12 protein-coding genes are annotated in these 11,361 nt (G+C 71.5%); 8 read left to right on the top strand and 4 right to left on the bottom strand.

What is annotated here, in order from left to right; genetic code table 11:
* Positions 1-28 precede the first annotated feature (28 nt).
* Together dnaJ and OG861_RS16690 are read left to right on the top strand one after the other, a co-directional pair.
* Positions 29-1,213 (top strand): molecular chaperone DnaJ, encoded by a 1,185-nt coding sequence (dnaJ, locus tag OG861_RS16685; RefSeq protein ID WP_329196435.1) that lies wholly within the window; start codon positions 29-31, stop codon positions 1,211-1,213.
* A 1-nt stretch (position 1,214) separates the two neighbouring features.
* Entirely contained in the window at positions 1,215-1,661 is a 447-nt protein-coding gene (locus tag OG861_RS16690; protein ID WP_329196433.1) for a heat shock protein transcriptional repressor HspR, read from the top strand.
* Positions 1,662-1,738: 77 nt separating this feature from the next.
* Here the strand turns inward: OG861_RS16690 and OG861_RS16695 are convergent, their stop codons facing one another.
* Positions 1,739-2,773, bottom strand: a complete 1,035-nt coding sequence (locus OG861_RS16695; RefSeq protein WP_329196431.1) for a helix-turn-helix transcriptional regulator — start codon at positions 2,771-2,773, stop codon at positions 1,739-1,741.
* Positions 2,774-2,858: 85 nt separating this feature from the next.
* Here OG861_RS16695 and OG861_RS16700 point away from each other — a divergent pair, with 85 nt between their 5' ends.
* Positions 2,859-3,086, top strand: a complete 228-nt coding sequence (locus OG861_RS16700) for a hypothetical protein (protein ID WP_329196429.1) — start codon at positions 2,859-2,861, stop codon at positions 3,084-3,086.
* Positions 3,087-3,115: 29 nt separating this feature from the next.
* On the top strand, positions 3,116-3,397 hold the full coding sequence (locus OG861_RS16705) for a (2Fe-2S)-binding protein (RefSeq protein WP_136210630.1): 282 nt from the start codon (positions 3,116-3,118) through the stop codon (positions 3,395-3,397).
* A 97-nt stretch (positions 3,398-3,494) separates the two neighbouring features.
* Here OG861_RS16705 and OG861_RS16710 read toward each other — a convergent pair whose 3' ends face one another.
* Positions 3,495-3,899, bottom strand: coding sequence for a pyridoxamine 5'-phosphate oxidase family protein (locus OG861_RS16710; protein ID WP_329196427.1), 405 nt, complete (start codon positions 3,897-3,899; stop codon positions 3,495-3,497).
* 148 nt (positions 3,900-4,047) lie between these two features.
* Here OG861_RS16710 and clpB point away from each other — a divergent pair, with 148 nt between their 5' ends.
* On the top strand, positions 4,048-6,663 hold the full coding sequence (gene clpB / locus OG861_RS16715) for an ATP-dependent chaperone ClpB (protein WP_329196425.1): 2,616 nt from the start codon (positions 4,048-4,050) through the stop codon (positions 6,661-6,663).
* 211 nt (positions 6,664-6,874) lie between these two features.
* On the top strand, positions 6,875-7,417 hold the full coding sequence (locus OG861_RS16720) for a YbjN domain-containing protein (RefSeq protein ID WP_329196423.1): 543 nt from the start codon (positions 6,875-6,877) through the stop codon (positions 7,415-7,417).
* A gap of 4 nt (positions 7,418-7,421) precedes the next feature.
* On the opposite strand, the gene OG861_RS16725 is transcribed toward OG861_RS16720, so the two are convergent.
* Entirely contained in the window at positions 7,422-8,573 is a 1,152-nt protein-coding gene (locus tag OG861_RS16725; RefSeq protein WP_329196421.1) for a hypothetical protein, read from the bottom strand.
* 279 nt (positions 8,574-8,852) lie between these two features.
* A complete protein-coding gene (locus tag OG861_RS16730; RefSeq protein WP_329196420.1) occupies positions 8,853-10,037 on the bottom strand; it encodes a pyridoxal phosphate-dependent aminotransferase in 1,185 nt (394 codons plus the stop codon).
* A 274-nt stretch (positions 10,038-10,311) separates the two neighbouring features.
* Here OG861_RS16730 and OG861_RS16735 point away from each other — a divergent pair, with 274 nt between their 5' ends.
* Both OG861_RS16735 and OG861_RS16740 read left to right on the top strand, forming a co-directional pair.
* Positions 10,312-10,434, top strand: a complete 123-nt coding sequence (locus OG861_RS16735; RefSeq protein ID WP_329196419.1) for a hypothetical protein — start codon at positions 10,312-10,314, stop codon at positions 10,432-10,434.
* A gap of 310 nt (positions 10,435-10,744) precedes the next feature.
* Positions 10,745-11,296, top strand: a complete 552-nt coding sequence (locus tag OG861_RS16740; RefSeq protein ID WP_329196418.1) for a DUF2617 family protein — start codon at positions 10,745-10,747, stop codon at positions 11,294-11,296.
* Positions 11,297-11,361 lie beyond the last annotated feature (65 nt).

Below are 11,361 nucleotides of genomic sequence, written 5' to 3' on the forward strand. Positions count from 1 at the left end.
TAGGTGTACGAGAGGAGGGCCACCGGGGATGAGCACGAAGGACTTCGTCGAGAAGGACTACTACAAGGTCCTCGGTGTCCCCAAGGACGCCACCGAGGCCGAGATCAAGAAGGCGTACCGGAAGCTCGCCCGCGAGTTCCACCCGGACGCCAACAAGGGCGACGCCTCGGCCGAGGAGCGCTTCAAGGAGATCTCCGAGGCGAACGACATCCTCGGGGACGCGAAGAAGCGCAAGGAGTACGACGAGGCGCGCGCGCTGTTCGGGAACGGCGGCTTCCGCCCCGGGCCCGGCGGGGCCGGCGGTTCGTTCAACTTCGACCTCGGTGACCTCTTCGGCGGCACGCAGCCGGGCGGCGCGGGCGGCGGCTTCGGCGGCGGCCTCGGTGACGTCTTCGGCGGCCTGTTCAACCGCGGCGGCGCGGGCCCCGGTGCGGGAACCCGCACCCAGCCCCGCCGCGGCCAGGACATCGAGTCGGAGGTCACCCTCTCCTTCACGGAGGCGGTGGACGGGGCCACGGTCCCGCTGCGGATGTCCTCGCAGGCGCCCTGCAAGGCCTGTTCGGGCACCGGCGACAAGAACGGCACCCCCCGGGTGTGCCCGACCTGCGTCGGTACGGGCCAGGTCTCGCGGGGCAGCGGCGGCGGCTTCTCGCTGACCGACCCCTGCGCGGACTGCAAGGGCCGCGGCCTGATCGCCGAGACCCCCTGTGACGTCTGCAAGGGCAGCGGCCGGGCCCGCAGCTCCCGCACCATGCAGGTCCGGATCCCGGCGGGCGTCTTCGACGGCCAGCGGATCCGGCTGCGCGGCAAGGGCGCCCCGGGTGAGCGCGGTGGTCCCGCCGGCGACCTGTACGTGGTCGTCCACGTCGGCAGCCACCCCGTGTTCGGCCGCAAGGACGACAACCTGACGGTGACCGTCCCGGTGACGATCGCGGAGGCGGCACTCGGCGCCGAGATCAAGGTGCCGACGCTGAACGGTCCCCCGGTCACGCTGAAGCTGCCGCCGGGCACGCCCGGCGGCCGTACGATGCGCGCCCGGGGCAAGGGTGCGGTCCGCAAGGACGGCACCCGCGGAGACCTGCTGGTGACGGTCGAGGTGGCCGTCCCGGCGGAACTGTCGGACAAGGCCCGCGAGGCGCTGGAGATGTACCGCGACGCGACCGGGTCCGAGGACCCGCGTGCCGCGCTGTTCGAGTCCGCGAAGGGAGCATGAGATGGACGGCCGCCGCAGGAACCCGTACCAACTGACCGATGAGACACCGGTCTACGTGATCTCGGTGGCCGCCCAGCTCTCGGGTCTGCATCCGCAGACCCTGCGCCAGTACGACCGCCTCGGGCTGGTCTCACCGGACCGGACGGCGGGCCGCGGACGTCGGTATTCGGCCAGGGACATCGAGCTGCTCCGCACCGTGCAGGCGCTGTCCCAGGACGAGGGCATCAACCTGGCGGGGATCAAGCGGATCATCGAGCTCGAGAACCAGGTCGCGGCGCTCCAGCAGCGCGTGGCCGAGCTGTCCACCGCTGTGGACGGCGCGGCCGCCGCCCTGCGGGCAAGGGAAGCGCAGGTCCACGCCTCGTACCGGCGTGACCTGGTGCCGTACCAGCCGCCGCAGCCCGGCAGCGCCCTGGTCGTCTGGCGCCCCAAGCGCCCGAAGGACTGAGGGCGCAGCCGGCGCACAGCACGGGGAAGGCCCCGCCCGGATGGTTCCGGGCGGGGCCTTCCCGCTTCTTCGCGGCGTCAGACGTGGCCCGGGGGCAGTGGTGGGGCCGCGCTGTGCAGGATGCCCGACTGGGCGATGAGGAAGCCGAGTTGGGCGCGGCTGCCGCTGCCCAGGGCGGTCGCCAGCTTCGCGATGTGCGCGCGGCAGGTGCGGACGTTCATTCCCAGCCGGCGTGCGATCGCCTCGTCCACGTGCCCTTCTATGAGCAGCTGGGCTATGGAGCGCTGCACGCCGGAGATACCATCCGGCGTGTGCGTGTACGTCACCTCGTCGCCCAACGGCACGGCTCTGCGCCAGAGTTGCTCGAAGACCTTGATGAGGTAGTCGACCAGCCCCGGGTGCCGCAGCTCCAGGGCCACCCGGCGGTCGTCGCTCGCGGGGATGAACGCCACCGTGCGGTCGAAGATCATGAGGCGCTCTATCAGCTCTTCGAGCGTGCGGATCTCCACCTTCCCCGTGGAGATGCGGTCCACGTAGGCGAGCGTGCCCTGGCTGTGCCGCACCGTGTGCTGGTAGAGCGTCCTGATGCTCACCCCGCGGTCTATCAGCGGCGCGGCGCGCTCCAGGGCCTCGCTGAGGATGAACGTGGGCCTGGCGCCGCCCGGCTGGACCGTCAGGGCCTCGGTGTGGCACTCGGCGGTGGCGAGGTCCAGGGCGGCGTTGATCTGGTCGATGCCCTCGAGCACGGTGATGGCATGGGTGTTGGCGGGACTCTGGGCGCTGATGGCCAGGAACGGCTCGAATGCATCGGTGAGATCTACAGCGGTGCGTCTGCGGTCCTGGATCTCGCGTTCGATGGGGTGGAGCCGTTGGGCGAGTGCGACGGACGGGGGAACCGCGCGGAGCTGGTTCGCGTCATCGGGGTCGGGTCTCAGTAGAGCGAATTCGAGCAGGCAGGGGGCGTTCCTGACCTCACCGCGGGCGACGCGGCCGCTGCTGAGCGCGGCCGCGTAGAGGCGTGCTCCCTCGGCGCACATCGCCGTGACGGGGTGGGGATGTGTCGGGTTTGTCTCGCTTCTTGTCAAATCTCCACCCCCCAGGGTCCTGAACATGTAAGAACATGATGCATCGTCCCTGTGGCACTGACGTGCCTGAATGAGCCATCGTCTGTCACTGCGGGGGAGAGGATTCCATCAAGTGAGGACGAAGCCGACCATGTATAAGAGAATGCTTCGCTCGGCGCTTGCCGTTGTTTTCTCCGCCGTTGCGGTCTTCGGAGCAGTCGTCGCCGTGGGCGGGGACGCGGGAAGCGTTCAGGCCAGTGCCGGTGCGCCCGTCGAGTCGGTAGGCAAGCACGATCTCGGCTGGAACACCGCTCCGCAAGACCTCGGCTGGGACACCGCGCCTGCGCAGGTTTCCCGGTGACCCCCGACGACCGTGACTTCCGTCGCGAGATGGCTTCGGCGTACCGGTCCGGATGGCAGTTCATCGACCTCGCCACGGCGATCCCCCACGCCGGCGACTCGCTGATGGTCACCCTGTTCGGCCAGCCGATCGTCGTAGTACGAGAAGAGGACGAAGACGTCCGGGCCTACCGCTGTCTGCGCCGCCCCCGGGGCGCACCGCAGCCCGTCCGCTGCGAAGTGCGGTACGGAATGGTCTTCGTCAACCTCGACCAGCGTGACCACCAGCTGTTCGAGCCCGATATCACCGCCGCCACCCCCCGAAGTGCCTGAAGCGATTCCCCCTCGTTGCACATCGCTCAGGCGCTACCCCCACACAACGGCGCCATCGTGGACCTGACCACGATGGCGCCGTTGTGATGTCGGCGCCTCAGGCGCGGCCCATCGCCCGGTCCAGGGTGATCTCCAGGACGACCCGGTCCGGATTCGGCGAGGGCATCCGTCCGTACCGCTGCGCGTAGCGCTCCACCGCGTCGGCCACCGACGCCTCGTCCGTAACGACCGTGGCGCGCCCCTCCAGGGTGGCCCAGCGCCGGCCCTCCATCTGGCACACCGCGACCCTCGCGACGCCGTTCGGCGCGGCCAGCACGTTGCGGACCTTCTTGCTGTGCTTGTTGCTGATCACCCGGGCCAGCCCGGCCTCGGGGTCGTACGTGACACCGACCGGCACCACGTGCGGGCTGCCGTCCGGGCGGGGGGTGGTGAGGGTGCACACGTGCCGTTCCCGCCAGAAGGCGAGGTATGCGGGCGTGGGGTGGCGTACGTCGTGGGGCATGTGCCGAGCGTACGTCCGCGGCCGCCCGTGTCTTTGGCCGGTGGCCGTCGAAAAACTGCCTTGAGTGGAATAGACTCAACTTTGTATCCGCTGTATCTATCAGACCAGGGGATCCGGATCAGAACCTGCCAGGGAGAGGAGAGCGGCGGTGGACGCCGAGCTGACGAACAAGAGCCGGGACGCGCTGAACGCGGCCACGAGCAGGGCCGTGAAGGACGGCCACCCGGACCTGACCCCCGCGCACCTGCTGCTGGCCCTCCTCGCCGGCGAGGACAACGAGAACCTCGTCGACCTGCTCGCCGCGACCGAGGCCGACCAGGCCGCCGTGCGCGCCGGCGCCGAGCGGCTGCTGGCGGCCCTGCCCCGCGTCACCGGCTCCACGGTCGCGCCCCCGCAGCCCACGCGCGAGCTGCTCGCCGTCCTCGCCGAGGCCGACGACCGGGCCGGGAAGCTCGGCGACGAGTACCTCTCCACCGAACACCTCCTCATCGCCCTCGCCGCCAAGGGCGGCGCGGCCGGCGAGGTCCTGACCGCCCAGGGAGCGACGGCGCGCAAGCTGCTGGACGCCTTCGAGAACGCACGAGGAGGGCGGCGGGTGACCACTCCCGACCCCGAGGGCCAGTACAAGGCCCTGGAGAAGTTCGGCACCGACTTCACGGCGGCCGCCCGCGAGGGCAAGCTCGACCCGGTCATCGGCCGCGACCACGAGATCCGCCGCGTCGTTCAGGTCCTGTCCCGCCGTACGAAGAACAACCCGGTGCTCATCGGCGAACCCGGCGTCGGCAAGACGGCCGTGGTCGAGGGCCTGGCCCAGCGCATCGTCAAGGGGGACGTCCCCGAGTCGCTCAAGAACAAGCGGCTCGTCGCCCTCGACCTCGGCGCGATGGTCGCCGGCGCGAAGTACCGCGGCGAGTTCGAGGAACGCCTCAAGACCGTCCTCGCCGAGATCAAGTCCAGCGACGGCCAGATCATCACCTTCATCGACGAGCTGCACACGGTCGTCGGCGCCGGCGCCGGCGGGGATTCGGCCATGGACGCGGGCAACATGCTCAAGCCCATGCTCGCCCGCGGCGAGCTGCGCATGGTCGGCGCGACCACGCTCGACGAGTACCGCGAGCGGATCGAGAAGGACCCGGCGCTGGAGCGCCGCTTCCAGCAGGTGCTGGTCGCGGAGCCGACCGTCGAGGACACCATCGCCATCCTGCGCGGCCTCAAGGGCCGCTACGAGGCCCACCACAAGGTCGTCATCAACGACAGCGCCCTCGTCGCCGCGGCCACCCTCTCGGACCGCTACATCACCTCCCGGTTCCTCCCCGACAAGGCCATCGACCTGGTGGACGAGGCCGCGTCGCGGCTGCGCATGGAGATCGACTCCTCCCCGGTGGAGATCGACGAGCTCCAGCGCGCGGTCGACCGGCTGCGCATGGAGGAGCTGGCGCTCAGGAACGAGTCCGACCCGGCCTCCATCGAGCGCCTGGAGAAGATCCGCAAGGACCTGGCGGACAAGGAGGAGGAGCTGCGCGGCCTGACCGCACGCTGGGAGAAGGAGAAGCAGTCCCTCAACCGCGTCGGCGAGCTCAAGGAACGCCTGGACGACCTGCGCGGGCAGGCCGAGCGCGCCCAGCGCGACGGCGACTTCGACGCGGCGTCCAAGCTGCTGTACGGGGAGATCCCCGCGCTGGAGCGCGAGCTCGCGCAGGCCACGGAAGCCGAGGCGGAGGCCACCCAGGCCGGCCCGTCCAAGGACGCCATGGTCAAGGACGAGGTCGGCCCGGACGACATCGCGGACGTGGTCGGCGCCTGGACGGGCATCCCCTCGGGCCGCCTCCTCGAAGGCGAGACGCAGAAGCTGCTGCGCATGGAGGCCGAGCTGGGCCGCCGTCTGATCGGCCAGGAGGAGGCCGTGCGGGCCGTTTCCGACGCCGTGCGCCGCACCCGGGCCGGCATCGCGGACCCGGACAGGCCGACGGGCTCGTTCCTCTTCCTCGGCCCGACGGGCGTGGGCAAGACCGAGCTGGCCAAGGCGCTCGCTGACTTCCTCTTCGACGACGAGCGGGCGATGGTCCGCATCGACATGTCCGAGTACGGCGAGAAGCACTCCGTGGCCCGGCTGGTCGGCGCGCCGCCCGGCTACGTCGGCTACGAGGAGGGCGGCCAGCTCACCGAGGCCGTGCGCCGGCGCCCCTACTCCGTCGTGCTGCTGGACGAGGTGGAGAAGGCCCACCCCGAGGTCTTCGACGTCCTGCTCCAGGTCCTGGACGACGGCCGCCTCACGGACGGGCAGGGCCGGACGGTGGACTTCCGCAACACCATCCTGATCCTGACCTCCAACCTGGGCAGCCAGTTCCTGAGCGGCCCCGGTTCCGCGGACGCCTCGGCCACGCCGGAGGACCGCAAGGCCAAGGTCCTGGAAGTGGTGCGGGCCTCCTTCAAGCCGGAGTTCCTCAACCGCCTGGACGACCTGGTGGTCTTCTCCGCGCTGACCCGCGACGAGCTGGCCCACATCGCCGAACTCCAGATCGGCCGCCTCGCCAAGCGGCTCGCCGACCGCCGGCTGACCCTGGACGTCACGCCGCAGGCCCTGGCCTGGCTGGCGGACAAGGGCAACGACCCGGCGTACGGTGCCCGGCCCCTGCGCCGCCTGATCCAGACGGCCGTCGGCGACCGCCTCGCCAAGGAGATCCTGGCGGGCGAGGTCCGCGAGGGCGACACGGTACGGGTGGACGTGGCGGGAGAGGACCTGCTGGTCGGCAAGGCGCTGTGAGGCCGCAGGTGCGGCCGCAGGTGTGGGGCAGGCGCCGTGAGGCAGGAGCCGCAAGGCCGGACCGGGCCCCGGGCGACCGGGACCCCGGTCCGGCCAGGCCCTTACCCGAGCCCTACTCGTGTCCGCCCGGAGCGGATCGGACGTGCGGGGCTGGACACGGGGTAGGACCGATGGGGGAGGATGACACCATCCGCACGAAGGGAAGTACACGGTGAGCATCGACCCGGCCTCGATTCCGAATTTCGGAGGGCAGCAGCCCGATCCGCAGGCCACGGGACCGGCGGGCCCCGTCGTCCCCGACCAGGATTTGGTCAAGCAGCTGCTGGAGCAGATGGAGCTCAAGTACGTCGTCGACGACGAGGGTGACCTCGCGGCGCCGTGGGAGGAGTTCCGGACCTACTTCATGTTCCGCGGCGACGGCGACCAGCAGGTCTTCTCGGTGCGGACCTTCTACGACCGTCCGCACGGCATCGAAGACAAGCCGCAGCTCCTGGAGACGATCGACGACTGGAACCGTCGCACCCTGTGGCCGAAGGTCTACAGCCACACGCACGACGACGGCTCCGTCCGCCTGATCGGCGAAGCGCAGATGCTGGTCGGCACCGGCGTCAGCCTGGAGCACTTCGTGTCCTCCACCGTCAGCTGGGTCCGCGCCTCGATCGAGTTCGACAAGTGGCTCGTCGAGCAGCTCGGCCTGGAGCAGGACGTCGAATCCGCCGAGGGCGGGGACGACAAGGACGACGAGGACAACTGACCCGTCACAGCGGTACCCGCGCCACGAGGAGCAGGTACACCCCGTAGCCGTACGAGAGCCCGGCCAGCCCCGCGGTCACCACGACCGCGGTGCGGGGCCGGGCTTTGGCCATCACGGCGGCGGGCGCCAGCAGCAGCGGGAACGCGGGCAGCAGGAAGCGCGGCTTCGACTCGAAGAAGCCGCTGCCGCCGTAGGTGATCAGCATCAGCACCCCGGTGTACACGAGCAGCGCCAGCGGGGCCCGGTCCAGCACCAGCGGCACCGCCAGCAGCGCCGCCACGACCAGCACCGCCACGGTGACGGTGGTGGCGAGCGGTACCGGGCCGCCGGTCAGCACCTTCTCGGCGTCGCGCAGTGTGCCCACGCCGAAGTCGAAGCGGGACCCCCAGCGCCGCTGGACGGTGAAGTACCCGCCGACGGGATGCCCCGTGCGCGCCCCCACCGCCAGGACGTACGCGGCCCAGCCGGCCGGGGCCAGCAGCGCGGCCGCCCACACCTCGGGCGCGCGGGGGCCCCGTATCGCCAGCGCGTGCAGGGCCGTCAGGGACACGGCGGCGGCGACGGCGATCCCGGTGGGCCGGGTCAGTCCGGCAAGGACGGCCAGGGCGGCGGCCCACAGCCAGCGCTCCCGCAGCACCGCGTACAGGGCCCAGGCGGCGAGCGCGGCCAGCAGCGCCTCGGTGTAGCCGGCGCTGAGCACCACGGAGTGCGGCAGCGTGGCCCACAGCGCGACCAGCAGCACCCCGCCCCGGGCCCCCAGCAGCCGCTGCCCGACCCGGTGGACCCCGAGGGCGGCCGCGGCCGCGGCGGCCCACGCGACGGCCAGCGCGGCGAGGGCGGTGCCGCCCGCGAGGCGCACCAGTACGGGGTAGAGCGGGAAGAACGCGTAATCGCTCTGTACGGAGCCGTTCGCCCACATCTGGGTCCGCCCGTACCCGTGGGCGGCGATGCCGAGGTACCAGACGGAGTCCCAGGACCCGCCGAGCACCCGCACCGGGTCCCGGCCGGCCCACCAGGCGCCGGCGGCGATGATCAGCGCCCCCGCCCCGCGTACGACGGCGAACACCCCGAGCGCGAGCAGGGCCGGCGACGGGCCGTCCGTGCCCGTCTGCGGCGGCCGCAGGGACACCGTCGGACCCGTCGAAACCGCAGCCATGTCTCCCGGTCTTCCCGCCGGCGCTTCCGGCGCGTTCGCGTGCGTCAGCCTCACTCCGGCGCCGATACCCCGGAGCCCGCGGTGGAACGGGCTCCCGGCCGGCCTCCCCACGACGGGCAAACCCTACGAGCCCGACCCCCGCCCCGGCTTGTGCCCGACACCCGCCCGGCACCCGCCCGGTCACCGTTTCCCCAGGTGGCACCCGCGAACGCCGCCCCCGCGACAAAGTCTTTCGGGGGACCCGCACACACCCGTTCGGGCGCCTGCGCAGCCCCGGCCCTACAGCCGGCCGAGGCGGGCGACGGCCTCGTGGAGGACCTCGTCGCGTTTGCAGAAGGCCCAGCGGACCTGGGTGGCACCGGCCGACCGGTCGTCGTAGAAGACCTGGTTCGGGATGGCGACCACGCCGCAGCGGGCGGGCAGGGCGCGGCAGAAGGCCAGGCCGTCCTTCTCGCCGAGGGGGGTGATGTCGGTGGTGATGAAGTACGTGCCCTGGGGGCGGAACACCTCGAAGCCCGCCGCCACGAGCCCGTCGGCGAGGAGGTCGCGCTTGGCCAGGTGCTCCGTGCGGAAGGTCTCGTAGAACGGGTCCGGCAGGGCCAGGGCCTCGGCGATCGCGTGCTGGAAGGGGCCCGAGGAGACGTAGGTGAGGAACTGCTTCGTCGAACGGACGGCCGAGACCAGCGCGGGCGGGGCGGTGATCCAGCCGACCTTCCACCCGGTGAACGAGAACGTCTTGCCCGCGGAGGAGATGGTGACCGTGCGCTCGCGCATGCCGGGCAGCGAGGCGAGCGGGGTGTGCGAGCCCTCGAAGACCAGGTGCTCGTAGACCTCGTCGGTGACCACCAGCAGGTCCCGCTCGACCGCCAGCTCGGCGACGGCCGCCAGTTCCGCCGGGGTCAGGACCGTGCCCGTGGGGTTGTGCGGGGTGTTCAGCAGGAGCAGCCGGGTGCGCGGGGTGACGGCGGCGCGCAGGGCGTCCGCGTCGAGGCGGAAGTCCGGGGCGCGCAGCGTCAGCGGGACGCGGACCGCGCCGGCCATGGCGATGCAGGCGGCGTAGGAGTCGTAGTAGGGCTCGAGGGCGATGACCTCGTCACCCGGTTCGAGCAGGGCGAGGAGGGAGGCCGCGATGGCCTCTGTGGCCCCGGCCGTGACCAGGACCTCCGTGTCGGGGTCGTACGTCAGCCCGTAGAAGCGCTGCTGGTGCGCGGCGATCGCGAGGCGCAGCTCCGGGACGCCCGGGCCCGGCGGGTACTGGTTGCCCCTGCCGTCCCGGATCGCCCGTACGGCCGCTTCGGCGATCTCGGCGGGCCCGTCGGTGTCGGGGAACCCCTGGCCGAGGTTGATCGACCCGGTGGCGGTGGCCAGCGCCGACATCTCCGCGAAGATCGTGGTGCCGAAGGCCGCCAGACGGCGGTTCAGGAAGGGGCGGCTGCCGCCCGCGGGTGCGTTCATGGCGGCCATCCTGCGGGCAACCTCTGGAGTTGCTCAAGTGTGCTTTGGCGCGGGTGGCCTGCGGGCATCTCCCCGGCACACGGGACACGGGGGTCCCGGCACCCCGGGGATCCGGGGGTTCAGAGAGGGGCGAGGCGATGGTTCTTGCCGTAGTGCTCTTGGGTGTCTTCGTCGTCGGGGTCGTCGTGGTGGCCGTCAAGGCCGCCTCGGTCGGGAGCGGCGGCAGCGGAAGCCGTAGTGGCAGCAGCTGGTGGGCCGGGGGAGGGGACGGTTCCTCCGGCGGGTGCTCCAGCAGCTCGTCGTGCGGGTCCTCGTCCTCCTGCGGGTCCTCGTCCTCGTGCGGGTCCTCGTGCGGTGGCGGTGGCTGCGGATCCAGTTGACGACCGGTACGGCCGGTACCGCGTAAACGGGGTGTCCGGCGGGGACAACTTCCCTTGTGCACCACCTTGTTAGCACCCGCGTCCGCCTGCGCGTTACGACGTACGGGCGGCATGCGGTTGAACACGTGAACCGGGTAGCCCCCGGGGGGATGTAAACCCCTTCAACTTGGGTAAAAACGCTGTGAGTGCCGTGCCTTTCATGATTCCCTCGGTTGAGTAGACCAGTCCTCGGACCTCCCTGGACTTTCTGTGGACCCGTGCCGGTGTCCCCCACCCGTTGACCAACCGCTGGCGGTTCCCCGGCCCACCTACCTCGCGCGTTTGCGGAGCCGACTCATGCTCACGACCCTCCAGACCACCTACACCGACACGCGTGCCGCCGATCTCGCCTGGGCCCTGGGACGGGACCGGCTGCCCGCCCTCGCCGTACTGAACCTCCAGCTCGCGGGCGCGAAGGTGGAGCTGCGCCTGCTCGGTGCCTCCCATCAGGTGCTCCTGGAGGAAGGCGAGGTCCTCTGCTCGGAGACGGTCGCCTGCATGCCCGGCAGCAGTACCCCGCTGCCGCTGGGGGTGGCCGAGCGGTGGGGCGACTGGGAGTACGAGTTCGCCGCGCGCGTCGAGACCCTTTCGCGCGGCTCGTTCGCCGGGCGCGCCCAGGAACTGCTCGCGCTGGTCGCGGATCACCCGAACGGGCTCGCCGGGACCTTCCCGGGCAGCCCGCACGCCTTCACCGCGCTGCTGGCGCAGCGTCACGAGGGGCAGGTGCGGTGGCGGACCTGGCACGCGTACCCGCAGGAAGGCCAGTTGGTCGCCACTCGTACGCGGGTCGGCGTACGGAGCGGCACGGGCGCGGAGACGCCGGCTTCGGTGGCCGTGGCATCGCTGTAACGGGTGACACGGCGCGGCCCGGGGGGTTACTCCAATTGGCTGGATCGGTGCACCACTTGCACCCA

This window comes from Streptomyces sp. NBC_00539 (assembly GCF_036346105.1).
GTDB lineage: Bacteria > Actinomycetota > Actinomycetes > Streptomycetales > Streptomycetaceae > Streptomyces.

Coding starts and splice junctions, on each gene's coding strand:
- OG861_RS16710 (WP_329196427.1), bottom strand. CDS start 3,899: ATGCCCCACGACGTACGCCACCCCACGCCCGCATACCTCGCCTTCTGG.
- OG861_RS16725 (WP_329196421.1), bottom strand. CDS start 8,573: ATGGCTGCGGTTTCGACGGGTCCGACGGTGTCCCTGCGGCCGCCGCAG.
- OG861_RS16705 (WP_136210630.1), top strand. CDS start 3,116: ATGGCTTCGGCGTACCGGTCCGGATGGCAGTTCATCGACCTCGCCACG.
- dnaJ (WP_329196435.1), top strand. CDS start 29: ATGAGCACGAAGGACTTCGTCGAGAAGGACTACTACAAGGTCCTCGGT.
- OG861_RS16695 (WP_329196431.1), bottom strand. CDS start 2,773: ATGTTCAGGACCCTGGGGGGTGGAGATTTGACAAGAAGCGAGACAAAC.
- OG861_RS16730 (WP_329196420.1), bottom strand. CDS start 10,037: ATGGCCGCCATGAACGCACCCGCGGGCGGCAGCCGCCCCTTCCTGAAC.
- OG861_RS16690 (WP_329196433.1), top strand. CDS start 1,215: ATGGACGGCCGCCGCAGGAACCCGTACCAACTGACCGATGAGACACCG.
- OG861_RS16740 (WP_329196418.1), top strand. CDS start 10,745: ATGCTCACGACCCTCCAGACCACCTACACCGACACGCGTGCCGCCGAT.